The 21,035-nt window shown below is 68.4% G+C and carries 25 protein-coding genes; 14 read left to right on the top strand and 11 right to left on the bottom strand.

Translation table 11 applies throughout. The features are described 5' to 3' along the window. Together BLQ75_RS05625 and BLQ75_RS05620 are read right to left on the bottom strand one after the other, a co-directional pair. The gene (locus BLQ75_RS05625; RefSeq protein ID WP_092598841.1) at nt 1-294 is read right to left on the bottom strand and encodes a hypothetical protein; all 294 of its coding nucleotides are present in this window, start codon (nt 292-294) and stop codon (nt 1-3) included. Nucleotides 295-646: 352 nt separating this feature from the next. After that, entirely contained in the window at nt 647-997 is a 351-nt protein-coding gene (locus BLQ75_RS05620) for a hypothetical protein (protein ID WP_092598838.1), read from the bottom strand. Between the two features lie 241 nt (nt 998-1,238). Between BLQ75_RS05620 and BLQ75_RS05615 the strand changes: the two genes are divergently transcribed. The 3 genes from BLQ75_RS05615 to BLQ75_RS05605 all read left to right on the top strand — a co-directional run bounded on the left by BLQ75_RS05615 (nt 1,239) and on the right by BLQ75_RS05605 (nt 2,932). Further along, complete coding sequence (locus BLQ75_RS05615) at nt 1,239-2,117, top strand: helix-turn-helix domain-containing protein (RefSeq protein ID WP_092598835.1); 879 nt, start codon at nt 1,239-1,241, stop codon at nt 2,115-2,117. Then, complete coding sequence (locus tag BLQ75_RS05610) at nt 2,117-2,338, top strand: DUF397 domain-containing protein (protein WP_244515258.1); 222 nt, start codon at nt 2,117-2,119, stop codon at nt 2,336-2,338. Before BLQ75_RS05615 ends, BLQ75_RS05610 begins: the two co-directional genes overlap by 1 nt. A gap of 153 nt (nt 2,339-2,491) precedes the next feature. Continuing rightward, the gene (locus tag BLQ75_RS05605; RefSeq protein WP_092598832.1) at nt 2,492-2,932 is read left to right on the top strand and encodes a GNAT family N-acetyltransferase; all 441 of its coding nucleotides are present in this window, start codon (nt 2,492-2,494) and stop codon (nt 2,930-2,932) included. A gap of 342 nt (nt 2,933-3,274) precedes the next feature. On the opposite strand, the gene erm is transcribed toward BLQ75_RS05605, so the two are convergent. Continuing rightward, nucleotides 3,275-4,126: a 23S ribosomal RNA methyltransferase Erm gene (gene erm / locus BLQ75_RS05600; protein ID WP_092598829.1), complete on the bottom strand. Its 852-nt coding sequence runs from the start codon at nt 4,124-4,126 to the stop codon at nt 3,275-3,277. 310 nt (nt 4,127-4,436) lie between these two features. Beyond that, nucleotides 4,437-5,144 carry an SDR family NAD(P)-dependent oxidoreductase gene (locus tag BLQ75_RS05595; RefSeq protein WP_211481184.1) on the bottom strand — a complete coding sequence of 236 codons (708 nt, stop codon included), beginning with the start codon at nt 5,142-5,144 and terminating at the stop codon, nt 4,437-4,439. Nucleotides 5,145-5,400: 256 nt separating this feature from the next. On the opposite strand from BLQ75_RS05595, the gene BLQ75_RS23775 reads away from it, so the two are divergent. From BLQ75_RS23775 to BLQ75_RS05585, 3 genes are all read left to right on the top strand, one after another. Further along, nucleotides 5,401-5,586 carry a hypothetical protein gene (locus BLQ75_RS23775; protein ID WP_211481183.1) on the top strand — a complete coding sequence of 62 codons (186 nt, stop codon included), beginning with the start codon at nt 5,401-5,403 and terminating at the stop codon, nt 5,584-5,586. A 320-nt stretch (nt 5,587-5,906) separates the two neighbouring features. Further along, complete coding sequence (locus BLQ75_RS05590) at nt 5,907-7,238, top strand: multidrug effflux MFS transporter (protein WP_139182921.1); 1,332 nt, start codon at nt 5,907-5,909, stop codon at nt 7,236-7,238. A 180-nt stretch (nt 7,239-7,418) separates the two neighbouring features. Next, nucleotides 7,419-8,711, top strand: coding sequence for an alpha-hydroxy-acid oxidizing protein (locus BLQ75_RS05585; RefSeq protein ID WP_092598820.1), 1,293 nt, complete (start codon nt 7,419-7,421; stop codon nt 8,709-8,711). Between the two features lie 28 nt (nt 8,712-8,739). Here the strand turns inward: BLQ75_RS05585 and BLQ75_RS05580 are convergent, their stop codons facing one another. Next, nucleotides 8,740-9,006: a DUF3040 domain-containing protein gene (locus tag BLQ75_RS05580; RefSeq protein WP_092598817.1), complete on the bottom strand. Its 267-nt coding sequence runs from the start codon at nt 9,004-9,006 to the stop codon at nt 8,740-8,742. A 563-nt stretch (nt 9,007-9,569) separates the two neighbouring features. Here BLQ75_RS05580 and BLQ75_RS05575 point away from each other — a divergent pair. Then, nucleotides 9,570-9,815 (top strand): DUF1876 domain-containing protein, encoded by a 246-nt coding sequence (locus BLQ75_RS05575; protein ID WP_244515257.1) that lies wholly within the window; start codon nt 9,570-9,572, stop codon nt 9,813-9,815. 60 nt (nt 9,816-9,875) lie between these two features. On the opposite strand, the gene BLQ75_RS05570 is transcribed toward BLQ75_RS05575, so the two are convergent. From BLQ75_RS05570 to BLQ75_RS05560, 3 genes are all read right to left on the bottom strand, one after another. Continuing rightward, complete coding sequence (locus tag BLQ75_RS05570) at nt 9,876-10,781, bottom strand: universal stress protein (protein WP_092598811.1); 906 nt, start codon at nt 10,779-10,781, stop codon at nt 9,876-9,878. A 168-nt stretch (nt 10,782-10,949) separates the two neighbouring features. After that, a complete protein-coding gene (locus BLQ75_RS05565; protein ID WP_092598808.1) occupies nt 10,950-11,387 on the bottom strand; it encodes a universal stress protein in 438 nt (145 codons plus the stop codon). A gap of 86 nt (nt 11,388-11,473) precedes the next feature. After that, nucleotides 11,474-11,905 carry a universal stress protein gene (locus BLQ75_RS05560; protein WP_092598805.1) on the bottom strand — a complete coding sequence of 144 codons (432 nt, stop codon included), beginning with the start codon at nt 11,903-11,905 and terminating at the stop codon, nt 11,474-11,476. 327 nt (nt 11,906-12,232) lie between these two features. Between BLQ75_RS05560 and BLQ75_RS05555 the strand changes: the two genes are divergently transcribed. Together BLQ75_RS05555 and BLQ75_RS05550 are read left to right on the top strand one after the other, a co-directional pair. Then, the gene (locus BLQ75_RS05555; RefSeq protein ID WP_092598803.1) at nt 12,233-13,666 is read left to right on the top strand and encodes an endoglycoceramidase I; all 1,434 of its coding nucleotides are present in this window, start codon (nt 12,233-12,235) and stop codon (nt 13,664-13,666) included. A gap of 157 nt (nt 13,667-13,823) precedes the next feature. Beyond that, complete coding sequence (locus BLQ75_RS05550; RefSeq protein WP_092599617.1) at nt 13,824-14,708, top strand: universal stress protein; 885 nt, start codon at nt 13,824-13,826, stop codon at nt 14,706-14,708. Here BLQ75_RS05550 and BLQ75_RS05545 read toward each other — a convergent pair. After that, a complete protein-coding gene (locus BLQ75_RS05545; protein WP_092598800.1) occupies nt 14,705-15,130 on the bottom strand; it encodes a pyridoxamine 5'-phosphate oxidase family protein in 426 nt (141 codons plus the stop codon). The genes BLQ75_RS05550 and BLQ75_RS05545 overlap by 4 nt on opposite strands. A 157-nt stretch (nt 15,131-15,287) precedes the next feature. Between BLQ75_RS05545 and BLQ75_RS05540 the strand changes: the two genes are divergently transcribed. The 3 genes from BLQ75_RS05540 to BLQ75_RS05530 are packed head-to-tail and all read left to right on the top strand — an operon-like array spanning nt 15,288 to nt 17,457. Continuing rightward, nucleotides 15,288-16,187 (top strand): universal stress protein, encoded by a 900-nt coding sequence (locus BLQ75_RS05540; protein WP_092598797.1) that lies wholly within the window; start codon nt 15,288-15,290, stop codon nt 16,185-16,187. A gap of 48 nt (nt 16,188-16,235) precedes the next feature. Then, entirely contained in the window at nt 16,236-16,841 is a 606-nt protein-coding gene (locus tag BLQ75_RS05535) for an Rv1733c family protein (RefSeq protein WP_092598794.1), read from the top strand. A 22-nt stretch (nt 16,842-16,863) separates the two neighbouring features. Further along, complete coding sequence (locus tag BLQ75_RS05530; RefSeq protein WP_244515256.1) at nt 16,864-17,457, top strand: CBS domain-containing protein; 594 nt, start codon at nt 16,864-16,866, stop codon at nt 17,455-17,457. A 16-nt stretch (nt 17,458-17,473) separates the two neighbouring features. Here the strand turns inward: BLQ75_RS05530 and BLQ75_RS05525 are convergent, their stop codons facing one another. Both BLQ75_RS05525 and BLQ75_RS05520 read right to left on the bottom strand, forming a co-directional pair. Beyond that, the gene (locus tag BLQ75_RS05525; protein WP_211481182.1) at nt 17,474-19,234 is read right to left on the bottom strand and encodes a sensor histidine kinase; all 1,761 of its coding nucleotides are present in this window, start codon (nt 19,232-19,234) and stop codon (nt 17,474-17,476) included. A 70-nt stretch (nt 19,235-19,304) separates the two neighbouring features. Beyond that, complete coding sequence (locus tag BLQ75_RS05520; protein WP_092598788.1) at nt 19,305-19,952, bottom strand: response regulator; 648 nt, start codon at nt 19,950-19,952, stop codon at nt 19,305-19,307. A 188-nt stretch (nt 19,953-20,140) separates the two neighbouring features. On the opposite strand from BLQ75_RS05520, the gene BLQ75_RS22975 reads away from it, so the two are divergent. After that, nucleotides 20,141-20,398 carry a hypothetical protein gene (locus BLQ75_RS22975; RefSeq protein ID WP_139182920.1) on the top strand — a complete coding sequence of 86 codons (258 nt, stop codon included), beginning with the start codon at nt 20,141-20,143 and terminating at the stop codon, nt 20,396-20,398. A 211-nt stretch (nt 20,399-20,609) separates the two neighbouring features. Continuing rightward, nucleotides 20,610-20,900, top strand: a complete 291-nt coding sequence (locus tag BLQ75_RS05515; RefSeq protein WP_170837347.1) for a WhiB family transcriptional regulator — start codon at nt 20,610-20,612, stop codon at nt 20,898-20,900. Nucleotides 20,901-21,035 lie beyond the last annotated feature (135 nt).

Genomic DNA, 21,035 nt, shown 5'->3' with positions numbered 1-21,035 from the left:
TCAGTCCCTGTCCACGAACCACTGGCTGTCGTAACGGGTGTCCTGCCTGGTGGCGGCGCGCAGCAGGTGCTCGGCCGAGGTAGTGCCCTCGGGGGAGACGTTGAGCTGCCGTGCCGGGTCGTAGTGCGGCTGGTCGGGATAGGCGAGCTCCCGCTCGTCGAGCTCTACCAGCCCGGTCAGACCGAACGGGCGCAGCTCCGCGCCGCTCGGCCGATCCGCGGACTTGGCGGGATTGGCCGCGGCGGTCGGGAACATGTTGGGGTTCCAGGGGTTGATCTCCGGAATCGTCGTCATCGTGGTTCGTCCTTTCCGGGGGGATCGGTGTTCACCGTCGGCTGGAAGTCGGGACATCCGGTCGCGTTCTCAGCGGCAGCGGGGAGGCGGCGTCCTGCCGTGAGAGCGAACCGGGAGCTCGCGTAGGCCGGTGAGCACACGCCGCGGCAGCCGCTGGTCGAGGTGTGGAGTACGCGTGGCGTGTTCCGACGCGAAGGCGGGGAGCTCACCGACCCGGACCGCGTCGAGATCGAGCCGGTCAGGGCTCAGCTCGCCCCGGAACAGCAGGTGGCGGCCGGGACGGCGACGCGGGAGCGTGGTGTGCCCTCGCTTCGGGGGAGGGTGGTTCGAGCGGTTCATCGTGGAATCGTCTCTAGAGATCGAGACATACCGGGCAGCTGCCGTTCACGTCGTGGCTCGGCGGCAGCGGCAGTACGCCGCGTCCGAACGGGCGGAACGGTCGGCCGCACGCGGTGGGTTCGCGGGATTCGACGTGGTGCCACGGCCGGAACCAGGCGAGGTGGACCAGCCCGTCCACGTGGACGAAGGCGTACGGGGCAGTGGGGTTCCCGCCGCTGAGAGCCGGACGCCAGCGCACCTCGGTGAAGCCGAGTTCGTGCAGTTCCTCGGCCGCTGCCGCCGCCCCCGTGATGCCGTGCACCGTCAGCCGCAGGCCGAGCGCGGTCAGCAGGCAGGGCACCGGAGCCGGTGGCAGGGCGGTCATCGCGTTTCCCTCCGGTGGTCGGTGTGGACGGTAGCGCTTGACAGGCGTTCGGTTGCCCGAAGTGAACTCGGGCCAGCCGAACGCTTATTGAGCAGACTACATTTGAGCATGCTCAAAAGCAGTCCATCGTTCGAGTGATCTTTTGTTGTGTGCTGTCCACCGAAGGCTGTTGCTGCCCGTGTCCCGAAGCAGGTGGCATGTGATCCACTGAAGCCGCAGCACCAATGATCAGGAGGAAGACGTGTCGAGCTCTCCGAGCAGCCCCACGGTCCTGAAGCGTTGGATCGCTTTCGAGCTGCGGAAATTGCGTGAACTTGCCGATATCTCACGAGCGGACGCAGGGCGAGCCGTACGTGGGAGTGAGCAGGGCATCGGCCACATTGAGAACGGTCGTTCGTTGCCGGGGCCACTGCAGTTGGACAAGTTGCTGGATCTCTACGGTGTGCCGGAGCGTTCCGAGTTCTTCCAACAGCTTCGAGCGCGGGCGAAGAAGGGAAAGGACTGGTGGATCAACTTCGATTTCACCAGCGAAGTGCTGCCCGAGTACTTCAAGCTCTTCCTCGGGCTGGAGTCGTGCGCCGCATCGATCGAAAGCTTCGACGCACAGGTCGTTTCCGGGCTGATGCAGACGAAGCCGTACACCGAGGCAGTCATACGAGGTGTTGAACCGGAGATTCCGGAAGAGGAGGTTCAACGCCGTGTCGAGCTTCGGTTGGCTAGACAGCGAGAAGTGCTCGGACGCGCCGGACAGCCTCCACTGCTGTGGTCTGTCATCCACGAGTCCGCGTTGCGTACCCCCGTCGGAGGCGTTGACGTGGCACGTGAACAACTCCGTCATCTGTTGCACCTCGTGGAAGAGCCCCACATCACTGTGCAGGTACTGCCGATGTCCGTCGGAGCTCACACCGGTATAGAAGGCGCTTTCATATATCTGGCTTTTCCGCCCGAGCTGGAGAACGACCCCGGAACCGTCTACGTGGACACACGTGTCAAGGGTTACTACTACGAGCAGCCCGAGGAGATAGCCGTTTATCGTGCGGCGATGAGGCGCTTGCAGGCGCAGGCTTGTCAGCCTGAGGAAACCCCAGCATTGATCAGCCGTATAGCGAAGGAGCTGTGATGGCGATGAACGGTCAGCACATCAGTACGAGTCGTGCGGTAGTCGAGAACTGGTACAAGTCCAGTTACAGCAGGGCCAATGGCTGCGTCGAGGTCGGTTCCGGCCGGCACGTGATCGGGGTTCGTGACAGCAAGTTAGGTCAGGCCGGTCCGGTGCTGACACTGACCCCCTCCGTCTGGTCGGCCTTCACCACCGCCCTGCGCGGTGGACGGTTCGACTGAGCCGCACGGGGCGCGGTCGCGGCGCGAGCCCGAACACCGGGCCCGACGTCGACGGCGCCCCGGCCTTCCACCGGGTCGGGGCCAGCTCGTGGGGCCCGACTCCGTGCGAAAAAGCAGTGGCGGGGTCCCACCCGGGTCTGCTTCGCTCGGGCCGTGTCGCTGTATCACCCTTACGAGTTCGACGACGACCCGAACCGGCTGGATCTCGGCGCCGTCTGGCGTTTCCTGTCCACCGAGGCCTACTGGGGTCGCTGGCGCGAGTTCGACGACTTCCGTCGGCAGGTCCGCCACGCCTGGCGCGTGGTGGGATGCTACGACCCGCACGGCCACACCGTCGGTTTTGCCCGGGCGTTCTCAGACGGCGTCGTCATGGCCTACCTCGCCGACGTCTACATCGAGACCGCGCACCGTGGTCTGGGGCTCGGCAGGGGACTGGTGCACGAGATGATCGACAACGGTCCGGGCAAGGACTTCAAGTGGATGCTGCACACCGACGACGCGCACGAGCTATACCGGGACTTCGGGTTCGCCGAACCGAACGCGAGGTACTTGGAGCGGCGGGCCTCGTACCGCGGTAGCTCGGTTTCGGCCTGATCCCTCCTTCGTCGGGGCGGCACCGTCCCGCGCCGGGAGGGCCACAGTTTCCGGGCGGTCCCGGTGCCGCCTCCGCCCGACATCGACGCGAAAGTAACGGGTGGGCGTCCCCGTCCGGCGGCCGCACGTCGTGCCGGGACGTACGACCGAGCTCGGCCGCCGGCTGACCGGCCAGGGTAGGAGACCGCACACCGAGGAAGGTGCCGGTGATCCGGAGCTCGGTCGCTGGTCGTGGCGGCCGGTGCGCCGGGACCGGCGCCCCGGGGCATCCCGCACGCGGCGGTGCGTCCCCGGGTTCCGGCCCCGGCGGTTCCGTTCACATTCGGTGATGGACGGGGACGGTCACCGCCCGGCTCCTCGGCCCCCACCTCGCCCGCTCGGCGCGGAGCTCGTGGGCTTGCGCGGCCGACGACGCGATGGGGCCGTGGTGGTGCTCCGTACCCGCCGCCACAGTGAGGCCCACTGCGTCGCGGTGAGCTCCTTGGGAAGAGCCCGTGGCGATATCTGCTCCTCGTGCAGCCATTGCCGCAGGGCGGAGCGGTGGATCCGTCCGGTGCGGAACAGGATCTCCTCCAACCCCCGTCCCCGGCCGGTGTAGACGTCCCTGACGAAACGCTGGTACTGCCCGCCCTCGGCTACCAGGGGACGTTCCCGCCGGGTCACGACGAGCAGGCCGCCGTCGACGGAGGGCACGGGAAGGAAGGAGCGCGCGGGTACGCGCTGTCGCAGCCCGAACTCGTACCAGGGCCACCACTGGGCGGTCAGCATCGTGGCTCCGCCGACACCCGCCCGCCTACGGGCGACCTCCCACTGCACCAGCAGGATCGCGGTTCGCCAGTGCCGCGCGTCCAACACGCGCTTGAGCACCGCGGTGGTGAGGTGGAACGGCAGGTTGCCGACCAGTACGTGCGGGGTCCAGGGTAGCGGGAACCGCAGGAGGTCCTCGTTGACGACGGCGACGTGCTCCGGCGTGCGTCGCCGCAGACGTCGTGCCCTGCGGGGGTCGAGCTCCACCGCGGTGATCGGACGGCCGGGCCGGGCCAGCGGAACGGTGAGGGCACCGTCACCGGCGGCGAGCTCCACGATCGGGCCGCTCGTTTCAGCGACGAGGTTCTCGATCGCGCTGATCGTCGAGTGATCGACGAGGAAGTTCTGGCCGAGTTCGTGTGCCCCGCCAGGATGGCGTTGAGACATGGGTGTGCTCCGCGGAGTGAGAAACGGAGCCGGGCAGCCTGGGGCCGCACCGGCGATGACTCCGGTGTGCGGCGGAGCTGCGGAAAGTGAGGTCAGCTCCCCGCCGTCAGCGGCGGGGCCTCACGTAGAAGGGAGCACTCACTTCGATACCCATCGCCGGACACTCTAGCAGCGGCGCCGGAACCGCCGAGGCGGGAGGTACGGGCCCGGTGAAGTCCCGGCTTCCGGATGCCTAGGTCCGGAAGGCAGGACGCCCTCGTGGGAGTCCGCTCCGGCGGAGCGCTGCTACCTCCAGGGAGTGCTCGTGCTTTCAGAAGACCAGTCGAAGCTGTTGCTCGTCGAGGTCGTAGTGCAGTTCGTGCGCGCTGTCGCGTATGCCGGAGACGATGGTCTCGACCACTTCGTCGGTGTCGGTGGCCGGTGGTGTGCGGGGTGGTGTTCCGCTCAGGGCGCGTTCGGCCAGTCCGCTGTCCACGTGTGGCGGCCGGATGTCGAACACGTCGACACCGCGGCGGCGTACCTCTCGGCGAGTGGCGGTCAGCCACGCCGACAGGGCGGCCTTGCTGGCGGAGTAGTCCGCCATCCCCGCCGTGGGATGGTCGGCCAGTATCGCCGAGAGCACCGCGAGGGTTCCGCCGCGTTGTTCCAGGTGCGGCAGCGCAGCCCGGCCGAACACCACCGGGGCGAGCGTGTTTACCGTCAACAGGTGTTCGGTCACCGCGTCCTCGGCGTTCGCGGTGGGGCCGAAGGCCGCCACCCCGGTGGCGACGAGCACGAGGTCCAGTCCCGCCAGCGAGTCGGCCGCCGTCTCGACCACTCGGCGGCAGGAGTCGGTGTCGATGGCCTCGAAGGTCGAGTGCCCGGCGCCGCCCAGCTCGCTCGAAACGGCCGCCAGCGCCTCCCGGTCGCGTCCTGCCAGATAGGTGTTCATCCCCGCCTCGTGCAGCTCGCGCGCGAGCTTGCCGCCCAGCACTCCGCTGGCTCCGACGACCAAGGCGTTCTTGTTCCGCAATCGCACGTGAACTCCGGTTCCCCGCCGATGACTACCCCGCGAGAACGCTAGCCCAGCTCGCGGACGTCCGCGAGCACCTCGCTTCCGCGTGGCGGCGAACCCGGTCCGCGCGGTCGCCCCGGCCGGTGCCGTGGTTACGACCGGTTCGCAGACATCCGGGCCGGAAGTGGGCCACACGGCTCGGCGCGGGGCGTCGCTCTCGGGGCCTCCTGGCGGAACACGGACAGCACCCCGTTGGTGACCAGTCGCGAAGGTGTCCACGTTGACCTCGCCGAAGGTGTTCGTGCTCGACCGGTGGAAGACGGGGGCAGTCCGCCCACCCGTGCCGGCCGTGCTCGTCGCGAAGTTCCTGCCCCACGGTGCGACCAGCGGCATCGGCCGGACGCCGTTCGGTGAAAAGCTGTTCGGCCGGGTGTTTTTCGAATTCTTCTCGGGAAGCTTTCCGTGATCTCGCGGAATGTTCGTGCTCGGGAAATCTCTCCGCGGCGGAGGAAGAAGCGAATCGGATCGTTTTCCCGAGTGAGGGGTGGTGAAGGTCCGCTCGCGCCGGGGCTCGTTTCGGAGGTCGTTGGAGTCCGTCCTGGTGTCAGAGACCGGAGAGAATTAAGAAACCAATTGGTTTCGAAAAGCTCGTCGAGTGCCTCCGGGGGCTCCTTCCGGAGAACGTCCACGTGCTCGGTCGCTTTTTCGGGGTGGTGGTCCATCTCACGACTGCGCGGGTGCGGAAAACGGGGGACGCTTCCCCGTTCCGGGAATAAAACATCCTTCATGTTCGCTGTGAAGTTGGCAGTCCTGTCATCTTCACACCCCGTACGGAAGGTCGTGATGGAACGAGTCGCCGAGCACAGCACTTCCACCCCGAACCAGGCGGGTGTGAGTGAACCCACCGGGTGGGCCAGAACCCGGATCATTCTCGTCCTGGGCGCCCTGGTCGCCCTGGTTCCACTGACCATCGACTTGTACTTGCCCGCGCTGCCCGCCATCGGCGACAGCCTGGGGGCGAGTTCCTCGCAGACCCAGCTGACCCTGACCGGGACACTGCTCGGCCTCGGGCTGGGACAACTCGTCATGGGGCCGTTCTCCGACGCGGTGGGACGCAGGATCCCGCTGATCGTCGGTATCTCGGTGCACGTCGTGGCGTCATTGCTCTGCCTGGTCGCCCCGAACATCCTGGTGCTGGGGATTCTCCGCGTGTTGCAGGGCGCGGGAGGCGCCGCGGGCATGGTCGTCGCGCTGGCCTCGGTCAGCGATCTGTTCACCGGACGTACCGCCGCCACGACGTTGTCCAGGCTGATGCTGGTCAACGGAGCGGCGCCGATTCTCGCTCCGACCCTGGGCGGTCTCGTCCTGCTCCAGCTCTCCTGGCGGGGTGTGTTCGCCGTGCTGGCCTTGCTCGGTCTCCTGCTGCTGGTGCTGGCCTCGCTCGCGCTGCGCGAGAGTCTCCCGCCGGAACGCAGGCACAAGGGCGGGATGAAGCCGGTGATGCGTTCCTACCGAGAACTGGTCACCGACGGCCAGTTCCTGGTGATGGTGGTGGTGGCCGCACTCGGCATGTCGGCGCTGTTCTCCTACATCTCCGGTGCCTCGTTCGTGCTGCAGGAACAGTTCGGACTCAGCCAGCAGCAGTTCGGCCTGGTCTTCGGGCTGGGTGCCCTGATGATCATCGGAGCCACGCAGTTCAACGTCGTACTGCTGCGCAGGTTCGACTCGCAGCAGATCGTGTTCGGAGCCCTGAGCACGGCCACGGTCTCCGGCGTCGTGCTCACCGTGTTCACCTTGGCCGGGCTCGGCGGAATCGTCGGTTTCTTCGTGCCCCTGCTGTTCGTGCTGGGGTCGGTCGGCTTCGTGCTCCCGAACGCCCCCGCGCTGGCGCTGTCCCGGCACGGGGACTCCGGAGGTACGGCAGCCGCGTTGCTGGGGGCGGGGCAGTTCGGACTGGGGGCGCTCACCGCCCCGGTCGTCGGCCTGCTCGGCAACGACGCCTCGGCGTTGGCCATGGCCATGACCGGCGGTGTGCTGATCGCGCTGATCGCGTTGACCGCCGTAACCATGGCGGGCGGCCGTCGTTCCACTGAAGCGGCGGATGAAGCCACGGCGTGATCCCGGTTTCGGTGGGTCGAACCGGGTGCCTCGGAGAGTGAGGGGCGGCGGCCGAGGGCACCACCCCACTCTCTCCGGGACGTGCCGCGTGTCGCCACCACTGTCCACGGCGGCGACCATGCGGCTACCGTCCCCGGACGACGACCGGAGTTCGACCGACCGACGGTTGTGGGGAAGCGCATGTCACTGGCGGACGAGATCGGCAACATCGGCCGCGCGATCCAGACGCGCATCTACCGCGAGGGGGTCTACGGCCGCAAACCGGCGGTGCCGGTCGATCCGGAACGGCTGCGCCGAGCCGCGCGCTCGGCGATGTCGCGACGTGGGTGGAACTACCTTCAGGGCTCGGCCGGCACGGAAAGCACCGCCTCGGCCAACAGGGCGGCGTTCGAGCGATACCGGATCGTTCCCAGCATGCTCCGCGACGTCTCCAGCAGGAGGCTCGGGGTCGAGCTGTTCGGCCGCGAACTCCCCATACCCCTGCTGCTGGCTCCCATCGGAGTACTGGAACTCGTCCACCCGCAGGGGGATCTGGCGGTGGCACACGCCGCCGCCGACAGCGGCGTGCCCGTGATGCTGTCCACCCAGGCATCCTGGTCCATGGAGCGGGTCGCCGAGGCGGCCCCGCGGGCTCCCCGTTGGTTCCAGCTCTACTGGAGCAGTGACGACGAGCTCGTCACCAGCATGGTCCACAGGGCCGAGCGGTCGGGCTGCGAGGCGATCGTGGTCACGCTGGACACGCACGTGCTCGGTTGGCGCCCCCGCGATCTCGACGCGGGCTTCCTGCCGTTCGCGCACGGTCAGGGAATCGCGCAGTACACCGCCGATCCCGTGTTCGCCTCGCTGGTGCGGCGACGCCTGAAACACCCGATGAGCTCCCCGGCGCCCCGGCCCACCCCGCAGGCGTTGCGGGCGTTGTGGTCGATGAGCCGCAACCATCCCGGTTCGCTGCTGGGCAACCTGCGTTCGCCCTACCCCCGGGCAGCGGTGGAGACCTTCCTCGAGGTGTTCTCCCGCTCCTCGCTGACGTGGCACGAGCTCGACTTCGTCCGGCAACGCACCAATCTGCCGATCGTGTTGAAAGGGCTGCAACGGCCCGACGACGCCCGGCGGGCGCTCGACGCCGGGGTGGACGGCGTGGTGGTGTCCAACCACGGGGGCCGACAGATCGACGGAGCGCTGGGGGCGCTGGAGGCCCTGCCGGGAATCGTGGCCGAGGTCGACGGCCGGATACCCGTGCTGTTCGACAGCGGAGTCCGGACGGGGGCGGACGTGTTCAAGGCGCTGGCCCTCGGCGCGACCGCCGTGGGGATCGGCAGGCCCTACGCCTACGGACTCGCCGCGGCCGGCGCACGAGGGGTGCGAAGCGTGCTCGAACACCTCGGCGCCGAACTCGACATCACCATGGCGCTGGCCGGAAGCGCCGACGTCGCGGAGCTGGGGCCTGCGGCACTGACACGTCTGGACGGCTGATCCCCGGGCTCCGGCCGCGGGAGCGTGGTCAAACGGCTCGCATCCGCCAGTCGTGCAGCCCGAGCATCACGGTCGCCAGCGCGACCCCGAGAAAGAAACCGGCTCCCTCACCCAGCAGCAGACACAGCAGCGCACAGGCGTAGGAGAACGCGATTATCCACGTGCGTGGCTTGAGACGCAGCTTGCGCGGCGCGGGGGAGGCCTCACCCGTCATGAGTTCGGCGAGTTGGGGATCGTCACCGCTGAGCTGGTGCTCGATCTCGTCGAGCCTGCGCCGTTCGTGTCGATCGAGCATGGCCCACCTCCCCAGGCCGTAGCGTTGTTACCGCCAGCATCGGTCCCGGCGGTGGAATTTCCGAAGGGTCTTATGTCATTCGTTCCCGGTTGGCGAGGTCGCGACACACCGTTCCCGCCTCCGGTCGCGGTCCGCTGTGCGTGCTCCGCCAGTACTCGAGGGGAATCCGTTCGGCGGAACGATTTCCAGACGTTGGGGCCGTTTGGTGGGCAGTGCTGGCAACTGGCACACGCCGAACACGGTGCCGGGCCCCGATCGACCGTTCCGACGTGGGTGTGGCGAGCGGGGTGGAGATGTTCGTCGGTAGCACATGGAGAATATTCGTAATTCTGGGTGGTTCTTCGTGGCGAGGCGACCACTTGTGGCGGAAACGCTGCCCACCGCACCATGGGGACACCGACGGACATTGCGGGCGTGCGCAGGAGGGCCACCGTCGTCATCACGACGACGGGACCGGCGGATGCGGTATCCGAACGGAAACCGGGAACAGAACCGAACCTATCGGTTTCGACCGCTCGTGGTCGCACGGAGGCAGGACCATGATCGCCACAGAGGAATGGTCGGTGACGATTTACATCGACGAACGTGAGGACCGGACACACGCCGAGGCCAGGTTGCACCGGCAGCACCAACCGGAAGTCCGCGCCAACGGGTTGGCCCGTCGCAACCCACAGGACAGCAACGTCCCCAGGATCGGTGCCGAGCTCGCCGCCTCGCGCGCGTTGTCGCAGCTGGCGCACCAGCTGCTGGACGACTCCATCGCCGACGTCGAACAGGCCACCGGGGAACCCGCTTACTTCCACGGCTAGCCACGATCGAAGTGGGGCGGTCCCCGGCGGAGGACCGGTCGGAGGAAGGCCGTGGGGCCGTCAGTGCACCACGGCCACCGGGCACTGCGCGTAGTGGGCGACGGCGTGGCTGACCGAACCGAGCAGGCTGGACCTGATGGGGCCTCTACCGTGACTGCCGACCACCAGCAGATCGGCCTGCTCGGAGGCGGAGAACAGCGCGTCCGCCGCCCCCTCGTTGGTCACCACTTCGCTGCGCAGCACGATGTCCGGGTACTTCTCGTGCTGTCCGGCCACCGATTCCGACAGCACTCGCTGGCAGGTCTGGTGCACCTCCTCCCAGTTGAGCTTGCGTCGCGTGATGGCCGAGGTCGCGAACTTGCGGATCTCGTTCCAGGCCAGCAGCGCCACCAGTTCCGCGCCGTGCCGGGAGGCGAACTCGTAGGCGAACTCGATAGCCCGCTCGCTGCCTCGGGAACCGTCGACACCGACCACCACCCGGGTGAACTCCGTCGGGGTGGTGGTGATGCGCTCGTTCTCCCGGTCACCGCGAACCACGACCACGGGGAGGTCGGCGGTGCGGACCAGCTCGGCCGAGGTCGATCCGAGCAGTACGCGCCAGGGCTGGGTCTGTTCGGGTGGTCCCAGCACCAGCAGTTCGGCCCCCTCGGAGGCCTCACCGAGGATCTTGGCCGGGTGTCCCATCCGGATCGAAGTGCGGATCTCCAGTTGAGGAAGCTCCTCGTGGCACTCGGCCACCATCGAGTTCAGCTCGTTCTCGGACTCGGTGCGCAGTGGTTCGAACTCCACGGCCTCGCTGGGCAGCCTGATGCGGGTGAACTGTTCCAACGGAACCGGCACCGCGCGGACGATCAGCAGGCAACGCTGTCTGCTGGCGGCTTCGAAGGCCGCCCACCGTACCGTCTGTCGCGAGTGCTCGAGCTCGTCGAACCCCACGACCACCTTGCCGGTTCGCTCCGCGTCCATCGTTGCCAACCCTTCGAACCCGTCGTAGCGAGGACCGCTGTCGGAACCATGATGTCGCCTCGCCACCGAACGGGCACTCCCGGTCCTCGGCCACGAGGGGTGAAACGTTCCGTCGGAGCCCGAGAACACGTGCCTTCCGGGCCGGCGCCCCGGTTCCGGTGGCTCGCGTCATTCGCTGCGTTCGCGCACCACCACCACGGGACAGGGCGCGTGGTGCACGCAGTGCTGGCTGACCGAGCCCAGCAACGCGCCGGTGAAGCCGCCGTGTCCCCGGCTGCCCACGACCAGCAGGTCGGCATCCGCGGCCGCGTCCAACAGTGCCCGAGCCGGCAGCCCACGTGCCACCCGCTGTTGTACGTCGACGTCGACTCCGAGCTGGTTGACGGCGTCGGTGACCGCCTTCGACAACCGCTGTTCGGCCTGTTCGTCGACGTCCTCTTCGAGTATCGGAGCACCCAACCCGTAGTAGGTGGGATGTGCCCAGGCGATCAGCGCCGTCACAGTGGCGCCGCTGTTGGAGGCGTAGCGCAGCGCCCAGGCCAACGCCTCCGCCGCCCCAGGCGAGCCGTCCACCCCCACGACCACTCGTTCCCGCTCGGTACTCATCTCGCTCCCTCCGTCGCCACCGAATGGCCTGTCGAGGGGGTGGGGTGCGGACGACCGGCACCGGCCCGTGTCCGGGTCTCTCGTGGTCAGTCGGGTCTGACCACCACTACCGGGACGCGGGCGTGCGCCACGCAGTGTTGGGTGACCGATCCCAACAGGGCGCCGAGGAACCCGCCGTGGCCGCGGTTGCCCAGCACGAGCAGTCCGCCCGAGGCTTCTTCCGCCGTGTCCAGCAGGGATCTGGCCGGGTGGCCGTGGATCACCTCCCGGTGGACGGTCACGGACGTGCTCGAGATGGCGTCCGAGATCGCCTCGTTCAGACTTCGCGCCGCGTCCTTGGTGATGTCCTCGCTGCCCGGCACCTCCCAGCCGTAGATCGGTGGGTAGTCCCAGGCGGTCACGGCAGTCACGTCACCGCCGGTCAGCTCGGCCTGCCGGACCGCCCAGCGCAGTGCTGCCTTCGACGCGGCCGAACCGTCGACACCGACGATGATCCGAGAGGTTGTCTCCCCCGTCATAGCGCCCCCTCCGGTGCCACGGTCTCGCGGTCGTGCCGAGTTCGCAGCCCGGTGCGCGGAATAGGGGACCGTCCGTCGTGACCGGTCGGGTGCGACGGACTCGGCGGGCGGTGCGTGCCCGGGCGTGCGGCCAGCCTTCCGCTCGGGCGGTACCGCGCGGTTGGCCGCTTACCGGAAAAGTGGAATCCTCGTTCGCTCTTCCGATGAGTCCCGCGATCGTGCCCCGCTGCCTCCGATCCGGTGAAACCGGACGGGAACCCGTCGCCATAAATGAAAATAATTCATATAATTTCGCTCGCCACTGACACCGAAACTCCGGGAGGGAGTATGCGGCGACTGGCGCGAGCACTGCTCGTGGTGGCCACGGCGGCGGGACTGCTGAGCGGGGTTCCCGTGCACGCCGAATCGAACGAAGGATCGGAAGTCACGGATCGGCTGCGGATCTCGGGGCGGTGGATGCTCGACGAGCACGGCCGCAAGGTGCTGCTGCACGGTGTGAACAACGTGGACAAGACCGCGCCGTACGTCCAACCGGGGGACGGTTTCACGGTCACGGCCGAGGACGCCGAACTCCTCGCCCGGCACGGCTTCAACACCGTCCGGCTCGGGGTGTCGTTCGACGGGCTGATGCCACGGCGCGGCGACATCGACGAGGCCTATCTCGACCGCCTCGCCCAGGTGGTCGAGACGCTGGGGGAGGAGGGGATACGCGTCCTGCTCGACAACCACCAGGACGGTCTCAGCGAGGCTTGGGGTGGCAACGGGTTCCCCGACTGGGCGGTGGAGACCGAGCCCTTCCCGTGGGAGCCGAACCCGGGATTCCCGCTCTACTACCTGATGCCCAGCATGAACAAGGCCTGGGACGAGTTCTGGAACAACACCGACGGTGCCGTCGATCATCTCGGCGACGCGTTGGCGGCCCTGGCCGAACGCGTCTCCGACGAATCGGCCGTGCTCGGCATCGAACTGCTCAACGAGCCGTGGCCCGGTAGCGCGTTCCCGACCTGCTTCCCGGCCGGGTGCCCGGCCTTCGACCGCGAGTACCAGGCGGTGCACGAGAAGCTGACCGCGCGGATCCGCGAGGCCGATCCCGGTATGCCGGTGTTCTGGGAACCCAACGTCACCTGGAACCAGCTGATGCCAACCCACATGGCCGAGCCGCCCCTGACACCCCCGATCACCGACGATCAGGTGGCGTTCTCGTTCCACGACTACTGCATAGCCAGTCAGGCCGCCATCTACCTGGGGCTGCCCGAGCAGCTGGTCGGTGCGTGCCCCGCCCAGCACGAACTGACCTGGTCGCACGCCGACGCCTTCGTCGAACGCGCGAACGTGCCGGCCATGGTCACCGAATTCGGCGACAGCGAGCCGCGGGTGCTGGCCCACACCCTCGAACGGGCCGACCAGCGGTTCGTGGGGTGGCAGTATTGGCACTACACCAGCGTCTCCGGCGACGAGCCCGGTGCGGACCCGTTCCGCTCGGAGATCGGCGACCTGCTGGTCCGCACCTACCCGAGAGCAACAGCGGGAACTCCGGAGTCCATGGACTTCGACGCCGATACCGGCGAGTTCGAGTACACCTACCGCCCCGATCCGACGATCCCGGCACCGACCGAGATCTACGTCTCGGACCGGCACTACGAAGCGGGCTACTCCGTCTCGGTGGACGGCGGGCGTGTCACCTCCCCGGCCGGTGCCCGGACGGTGACCGTAGAGGCCACCGGCACCGAACCGGTGCGCGTGCGCATCCGGGACAGCTGACCCTCCGCTGTACCGGAACGTCGTACCACCGGGGCGTCACCGATGACGCCCCGGCGGTCTTCCGAGCGTCGAGCAGGCCCGTGTCCAGCAACCGGGACGCCACGCGGGAGCACGCTCGACGCGAGCGATCCGCGTGCTGTTGTCCGACCATCGGGGTATGGCGACTTCACACTCCGGCAGGATCGTCGTGGGCACCGACGGCTCGGACTCCGCGCTGCGAGCGGCGCTGTGGGCGGCCGAGACGGCACGGTGCCACGGGGCGGTGCTGCGTCTGGTGCACGGGTACGCCATGCCCGAACGCGGCTACCCGCGGTTTCTGGTGCCCACGCGCGCCCTGCGCACCGGCCTGCGAGCCCAGGCCCGCTCGGCGCTGCACACCACGAGCGAAGCCGTCCGGGGCGGCGTGCCCGGCACGGAGCTCGAAACCCGCATCGTCGAGGCCGCCCCGGCCGTGGCGCTGCTGCGGGAGTCCCGCGGCGCCCTGATGAACGTGGTCGGTTCCCGCGGTCTCGGCGGGTTCAGCGGGCTGTTGATCGGGTCCGTGGCGATGGCGTTGGTGGCGCACTCCCGCGTTCCCACGGTGGTGGTGCGTGACGAGCTCCCGGACTCCTCCGCCCGGCACTCGCTGCCCGTCCTCGTCGCCGTCGACGGCTCGCCCGCCAGTTCGCGGGCGGTGGCCTTCGCGTTCCGGGAGGCGGCCACCCGCGGGGTCTCGTTGACCGCCGTGCACGTCGCACAGGGGCACCGCTCGTCGGAGTCGGTGCTGGATTCCGAACGGGCGCTGCTTTCCGAACGGCTCGCGGGCTGGTCCGAACACCACCCCGACGTTCCCGTGGAGCGGCTCGTCCTTCCGGGACACGTCGTGCGCACCCTGCTGGAGGTCGCAGCCGAGGGGCAGCTGTTGGTGGTCGGCAGCAGAGGGACCGAGGGGTTCCCGGGGATGTTGCTCGGCTCGACCAGCCGTTCCCTGGTCGTACACGCTCCCCGCTCGCTGGCCGTGGTCCGGCCCGAGGACGAGCCCCACGGGGAGCGGTTCGGCTAGTTCGAGATCTCGCTGGTCACGTTCGACAGTGCCAACCGGCGTCCGGTGACCATGTCGAACGGGATCCGCAGGAAGTAGTCCCGTATCGGTACCCAGGAGGACTTGGCCGGGTCGGCCAGCGCCACCAGCTGTTCGATGTCGCTGACTCGCTCGGCTCGGCCGTGGACTATCACGCTCCACCCCGAACGGGTGGACGAGTCGATGTGATCGACCTCGAAGGCCACCACGTTCCCGCTCAGCTTGGACAGGCTGCCCTCCCCGCCGGTGCGGAGCACCACGCTAGGCCCGTCCACCACGAAGTTGACGGGTCTGATGGCGGGCAGGGCTTCGTCGGTGAACACCACACGTCCCACCTGAGCGGAGGACAGCAGCACGATGCTCTCCCGCGTTGTCAGGGGGCGCAGCTCACGGTGTGTGTTCATCGTCGCATCCCGGTAGTGCTCTTCGAAGAATTCGTAAGCCCCACTGTCCGCTGCCTCCCACCCGCACCACAGAGCACAAAGTCATCCGGGTAGCGGCACGGAGCTCCCCGCGGAGTCGCCGTGCGCGGCGGCCCACGGCCGGTCATGCTCGGGTCGGATGGGGGCGAGCATGAACCAGGGTGGCGACCTCACCCGCACCGTGGTGGTGGGGGTAGACGGCTCCGAAGCGTCCACCGACGCGGTGCGCTGGGCCGCGTCGGTGGCGTCGTGGCGCCGTGCCCGGTTGCTCGTCGTGCACGTGTTTCGCCCCGTGGGGGTAAACACTCGGCTGGAGGCAGCCGACGGTGCGGACATCCCGCGCGACGTCGAACACATCCTCACCTTCGCGGCCTCGGCCGCCCACGGCGGACCCGACGGCCCGCCGGTACGCACCCACCGGGTTCGAGGACACCCCGTGCCCGCGCTGCTCGCCGAGACACAGCACGCCGAGCTGCTCGTGCTGGGCGCGTCCGGGCGGGAGGGGTTTCCCGGAATGCTGGTCGGGTCCACCGCGATAGCGGTGCTCAGTCGGGCCGTTTGCCCGGTCGCGGTGATACGTCCCCGTCCGGGGCAGGACCGTTTTCCGGACGAGGGGCCGGTCCTGGTGGGTATCGACGGCAGCCCCATGAGTGAACGAGCCCTCGGTGCCGCGTTCGAGTACGCGGCCCACTGGCGCACCTCACTCGTGGCGGTGCACTCCTGGCGCGATGTGGAGTACGACACCTCCGGCGAGAGCGGCGCCGACGAGGTGTACGCCGAGTGTGGTGAACGGTTGCTGGCCGAGCGCCTCGCCGGGTGGCGGCAGTGGTACCCGGACGTGAGTGTGCGACGGATCGTCGGCCGGGACCGCCCCCGGCGGGAACTGCTGCGCGGTTCGGAGTCGGCCCGCCTCGTGGTGCTCGGAAGCCGGGGACGGGGTGGTTTCCGAGGGCTGCTGCTCGGTTCCACCAGCCAGGCGTTGATCGAGCACGCCCACTGCCCGGTACTGGTGGTTCGGCCTCGGCAGGAGGAACGATGATCGGAATTCCTCCGCGCTCGCGGACGTCCGGAGAGGGGCGATGACCGGATGGGGGAGTGCCTGCTGCGGTTACGTCGGTTGCTCCTGCCGGAGGGCAATCCGCTGGCCCGTCCCTCCGATCGGCTGGAGGGGCGGATGCTGGCGCTCGTCCTGCTGCTCCCACTGGTGACCGCCCCCTTCGCGGTGGTGACCGGTGCGCAGGTTCACCAGGAGCAGCTCGGTGTGGCGCGCGATCAGGAGCGGGAACGGCGGCAGGTCACCGCCACGCTGCTCGACGACGCCGGACCACCGCCGGCCGCGGTGCGCTCCGGCTCCCGAACCAGGTCCGAGGTGCTCGCCACCTGGCACGGACCGGACGGCACCGTCCACACCGGAACCGTGGCCGCCCGTGCGGGAGCTCCCGAGAGCAGCCGGGTGCGCATCTGGACAGACTCGAGCGGTCGCTCCGTCCCGCCGCCGATGACCACCACGGCGGCGGTTCGGGAGGGCGTCGCCGCGGCCGCGACGCTGTGGTTGACGGTGCTGTTCGGTTCCGTCGGCGGGTTCTGGCTGTTCCACTGCTGCCTGGACCGGCTGCGTCGGTGTGCCTGGCAGCGGGAGTGGGAACACTTCGAACGTCACTGGAGTGGTTACCGGGACAGCGACGAGGGGTAAAGGGATGCGAGTACGAGACGTGATGAGCGAGGCTCCCGTGGCGGTGCACCAGGGCACTCCGGTCAAGGCCGCCGCCGCGCTGCTCGTCGAGCACGGAGTCACGGCGCTGCCCGTGGTGGACGGGGAGGACTACCCGATCGGAACGGTGACGGAACTCGACCTCGTCCGAGACCGGTTCCCGCGCGATCCCCGCTATGACGGTTCGGATCGGGAGTGGCGGGTCCCTCCGGACACGGTGGGGGAGCTGATCTCATCCCGGATCACCGGCATCGATCCCGAAACCGATGTGACGGATCTGGTCCGGGTGCTGCTGGAGGAACGTGTGCGCAGCGTCGCCGTGATCGACGAGAGGCGGCTCGTCGGCATGGTCACCGGTCGGGACCTGGTACGCACCCTCGCCCGTGACGACGACCTGTTGGCCCGCGACGTCCGCTACCGCCTCTCGTTCATCGGCGGTCCGCGCCGGTGGAACGTCCGGGTCTCGGAGGGCGTCGCGGTCATCGTCGACGAGTTCGACAGCCCCGAGGACCGCCACATCGCTCGCGTGCTGGCCGAGAGCGTGCCCGGGGTGCTGCGGGCCGAGTGCAGTGCGGCCGAGCCGACCGTGACGGGCTGAGCGACGGCTGGAGCGGCTATCCCGACTCCGCCTCTACCAGCGGGGCCGACCAGCTCAGCCTGGTTCCTCCTTCCGGAGGGCGTGTCGTCTGCAGGTTCCCGCCCGCCTGCCGGGCGCGTTGTTCGAGATTGCGCAGCCCGCTGCGTTCGACCTCCCGAGGAATTCCGTCACCGTCGTCGACGACGGTGACGGTCAGCTCGTCGGTCACCGAGACGGTCAGCGAGACCCTGCTCGCCCCGGCGTGGCGGACGACGTTGCTCAGCGCCTCGCGGGTCACCGCCTCGGCGTGCTCGGCCAGCTCCCCGGGGACCGCGTTGAGCGGACCGGTCATCCGTACCCGGGTGTCGAGTCCGGTTTCCGCCGTCGACTCGGCGAGGATCTTGTTCAGCCGGGTGCGGAGCCGTGAGCCGTGGTGGGCGTTGCTCCGCAGGTCGAAGATCGTGTCACGGATGTCGCTGACCACCTGCTGCAGCTCCGCTGTGGTAGCGCTCAGCCGTTGCCCGGCCTCGGAGGAGGCGATGAGCCGGTGGGTGCTCCGCAGGGACAGCCCGATGGCGAAGAGTCGTTGGATCACGTGGTCGTGCAGGTCCCGCGCGATCCGTTCCCGGTCGCCGAGGATCTCAAGTTCGCGCAGTCGGTACTGGTCGTCCGCCAACCGCAGTGCCAGTGCCGCCTGGTCGGTGAATCCCGTGACCAGGGGAAGCTGTTCCGGCTCGAACGGTGCGGACCCAGGTTGCCGGGCCACCACGAGCACTCCCGAGATCGCCTCGGGGCTGGAGCGCAGTGGGAGGATGAGCGCGGGGCCGAGGACGTCGTTGTCACTTCCGAGGCTCAGGTTCAGGTTGGTCACTCGGCGTGGGGAGCGTTCGCGGAAGACCTCGCCGCAGGTGGACGTCGCCACGGGGATCTCACGTCCCACGAGCCCGCTCTTCGACGAGCCGGACGAGACCGTGACCCTGAGCGTTTCGACTTCCTCCGGCCGAAGCTCGGAGTTCCGGGGCAGCGCCAGCAGCGTGTAGTCGGCCCCACTGATCTCGTGTGCCCGGTCGGCGATGAGTCCGAGCACCTCGGTGGGCTCGGCGGTCGCCAGCAGTGCGGCGCGGATCTCGCTGGTGGCTTCCTGCCAGCGCTGTCCCAGCCGAGCACGTTCGTACAGTCGAGCATTCTCCACAGCGATGCCCGCCGCGGCCGCCAGCGCGCGCACGATCGTCTCGTCGGTCTCGGTGAAGGCCTCGCCGCCGGTCTTCTCGGTGAGGTAGAGATTGCCGAACACCTCGTCGCGCAGCCGGATCGGCACGCCGAGGAAGCTCCGCATCCGAGGGTGGTGGTGCGGGAACCCGACGGAACTGGGATGCCGGGACAGGTCAGCCACGCGCACCGGTTCGGGTTGCTCGATCAACAGCCCCAGCAGCCCGTGCCCGTGCGGTAGCTCGCCGATACTCCGGCGAGTCCGTTCGTCGATCCCCTCGAAGACGAACTCCGCCAGGCCGTCTCCGTCGGGGTTCAACACCCCCAGCGCGCCGTACTTCGCTCCCACGACCTCGGTGGCCGCCCGCACGATCCGCCGGAGCGTCGTGTCCAGCTCCGGTTCGCGGGAAACGGTGAGCATCGCCTCCAGCAGCCCGTCCGCTCCTCCGTAGGCACCGCTGCCGCACTCGATGAGTTCCCAAGCCCTGCGCAGCAGGTCGCGTGAATTCGACCACGTCGACGCGTTCGGCGTCGCTGGGGTGAACGGTAAATCGCCGGTACCTCCGGACGGCGATTCACTGCCCGACACGTCTCCCACGGTGCCACCACCGTGGGCGGGTCGCCACCGCACTGATTCGAAGGAGGTGCCGGGACGCCCCTCAGCGCGGAGTTCCCCGTTGGGTGCGCAGCCGCGTGACCAGCACGGCCGCCTGGGTGCGACGTTGCAGTCCCAGCTTGTTCAACAACCGCGACACGTAGTTCTTGACGGTTTTCTCGGCCAGGTACATGCGCTGTGCGATTTGCCGGTTGGTGAGTCCGTCCCCGATCAGGTCGAGCAGGGTGCGCTCACGCTCGGACAGCTGGGGGAGTTCCTCCGAACCGTCACCGTTGCTCCGCAACTGGTTCAACAGCGTTCTCGTCGCCCTGGCGTCCAGTATCGAACGTCCCGCTCCCACCTGGTGCACGGCCGAGAGTAGTTCGAACCCCTGTACATCCTTGATCACGTAGCCGCCCGCTCCGGCGAGGATCGCCCGCAGCATCGCTTCCTCATCGGTGAACGAAGTCAGCATCAGGCAGTTCAGTCCGGGGAGTCGGGAGCGCAGTTCCCGGCACAGCTCGACTCCGTTGCCGTCCGGGAGCCGTACGTCCAGAACAGCCAGGTCGGGGCGCAGTGCTGGGGCACGCGCCAGTGCTCTTGCGACGCTGTCCGCCTCTCCGACCACTTTCAGTTCCGGGTCGGATTCCAACAGATCCGCGACTCCGCGCCGGACCACTTCGTGGTTGTCGACCAGAAACACCGTGATCATGTGAAATCACCCCATCGAATTGGCGATCACGGGTGTACGGCGGAGCGCGTTGGTGTGTATGATGCAGTCGATCAGGTTCGAACGGACCAGTGGCAGTCCTGCCTTGTAGACCGCTGAGGCTTTGAGTACGGCTCGGCCGTGAGTACTACTCTGCGAGGCCGATCGGAGCCAGTCAAGGCGTTGCCACGATGTCGATGCTGGTCAAACAAGGGAAATGTGGCTATCGTGAAGAACCGGCCGTGGTGCCGGGGTCCGGTCCGGCGCACGTGATCACGTGGTGGGACCGCGGGGCGGTCACGGTGGATGCGGCGACAACAGAAGGGGCGTTACCACGGTATTCCGTGGTGCTGGCGCGCGCATTTTTCGGCGAATCTCCGGATCGGCGAGGAGATGCCTGGCGCGCCGATCGTTTCCTCCGGCTTTTCGGCTGTCGAATGGGGCTGTGAGCCGACACACCCGGCCGGAAGGGAACCCTCGCCGTGTTCACGACGTTGCGGGTGAGGTTGGTCGCCATCCTCGTGACGTCGGCGTGACTCGCCACGTAGCGTCCGTGCGGCCTTTTCACAGCCACTACCCGCTCATGCTTCGCATGACTTTCCAGTCCGAGCAACCAGGCAGGCACACGACCGCGCCCGCGAAGAGAGGAGGCGCCACATGATGGACAACACGAATACCGACTGGCAGCACCGCGCGAGCTGCCGCGACGAGGATCCGGAACTGTTCTTCCCGGTATCCGAGGTGGGGCCGGGCGCGCAGCAGGTGCAACAGGCCAAGACCATATGCGCGAAGTGTCCGGTGAGTTCCGAATGCCTCGCTTACGCGCAGCGTAACGGACTGGACTTCGGAATCTTCGGCGGGATGACTCCCGAGGAGCGTCGTAGGTCCGGCCGTCGTGCTCGTGGCGCTGTGCGGGCCGCCGAGTCTCAGACGTCGTCCCCGAGGCAGTGACCCGAGGCGGTTCGTTTCCCGGCCCGTTTCGGCGGCGGTTACTCGCGTGATGTCCCGGTCCGTGGAACCTTCTCGTCGGTGAGCGGAGCGTCTCGCCGGTCTCCGCCGAGGGCGCCTCGTGGCGTCCGACGTCCT

Source organism: Actinopolyspora xinjiangensis (assembly GCF_900104475.1).
Taxonomy (GTDB): domain Bacteria; phylum Actinomycetota; class Actinomycetes; order Mycobacteriales; family Pseudonocardiaceae; genus Actinopolyspora; species Actinopolyspora xinjiangensis.
This window is presented reverse-complemented; position numbering and strand designations above follow the sequence as displayed.

Excerpts from the sequence above, each read along its gene's own strand:
- BLQ75_RS05590 (WP_139182921.1), top strand. The coding sequence starts at position 5,907 with ATGTTCGCTGTGAAGTTGGCAGTCCTGTCATCTTCACACCCCGTACGG.
- BLQ75_RS05545 (WP_092598800.1), bottom strand. The coding sequence starts at position 15,130 with ATGAACACACACCGTGAGCTGCGCCCCCTGACAACGCGGGAGAGCATC.
- BLQ75_RS05560 (WP_092598805.1), bottom strand. The coding sequence starts at position 11,905 with ATGACGGGGGAGACAACCTCTCGGATCATCGTCGGTGTCGACGGTTCG.
- BLQ75_RS05625 (WP_092598841.1), bottom strand. The coding sequence starts at position 294 with ATGACGACGATTCCGGAGATCAACCCCTGGAACCCCAACATGTTCCCG.
- BLQ75_RS05610 (WP_244515258.1), top strand. The coding sequence starts at position 2,117 with ATGGCGATGAACGGTCAGCACATCAGTACGAGTCGTGCGGTAGTCGAG.
- BLQ75_RS05515 (WP_170837347.1), top strand. The coding sequence starts at position 20,610 with ATGGACAACACGAATACCGACTGGCAGCACCGCGCGAGCTGCCGCGAC.
- BLQ75_RS05550 (WP_092599617.1), top strand. The coding sequence starts at position 13,824 with ATGGCGACTTCACACTCCGGCAGGATCGTCGTGGGCACCGACGGCTCG.
- BLQ75_RS22975 (WP_139182920.1), top strand. The coding sequence starts at position 20,141 with ATGTCGATGCTGGTCAAACAAGGGAAATGTGGCTATCGTGAAGAACCG.
- BLQ75_RS05520 (WP_092598788.1), bottom strand. The coding sequence starts at position 19,952 with ATGATCACGGTGTTTCTGGTCGACAACCACGAAGTGGTCCGGCGCGGA.
- erm (WP_092598829.1), bottom strand. The coding sequence starts at position 4,126 with ATGTCTCAACGCCATCCTGGCGGGGCACACGAACTCGGCCAGAACTTC.
- BLQ75_RS05570 (WP_092598811.1), bottom strand. The coding sequence starts at position 10,781 with ATGGACGCGGAGCGAACCGGCAAGGTGGTCGTGGGGTTCGACGAGCTC.
- BLQ75_RS05580 (WP_092598817.1), bottom strand. The coding sequence starts at position 9,006 with ATGCTCGATCGACACGAACGGCGCAGGCTCGACGAGATCGAGCACCAG.
- BLQ75_RS05620 (WP_092598838.1), bottom strand. The coding sequence starts at position 997 with ATGACCGCCCTGCCACCGGCTCCGGTGCCCTGCCTGCTGACCGCGCTC.
- BLQ75_RS05565 (WP_092598808.1), bottom strand. The coding sequence starts at position 11,387 with ATGAGTACCGAGCGGGAACGAGTGGTCGTGGGGGTGGACGGCTCGCCT.
- BLQ75_RS05555 (WP_092598803.1), top strand. The coding sequence starts at position 12,233 with ATGCGGCGACTGGCGCGAGCACTGCTCGTGGTGGCCACGGCGGCGGGA.
- BLQ75_RS05530 (WP_244515256.1), top strand. The coding sequence starts at position 16,864 with ATGAGCGAGGCTCCCGTGGCGGTGCACCAGGGCACTCCGGTCAAGGCC.
- BLQ75_RS05585 (WP_092598820.1), top strand. The coding sequence starts at position 7,419 with ATGTCACTGGCGGACGAGATCGGCAACATCGGCCGCGCGATCCAGACG.
- BLQ75_RS05540 (WP_092598797.1), top strand. The coding sequence starts at position 15,288 with ATGGGGGCGAGCATGAACCAGGGTGGCGACCTCACCCGCACCGTGGTG.
- BLQ75_RS05535 (WP_092598794.1), top strand. The coding sequence starts at position 16,236 with ATGGGGGAGTGCCTGCTGCGGTTACGTCGGTTGCTCCTGCCGGAGGGC.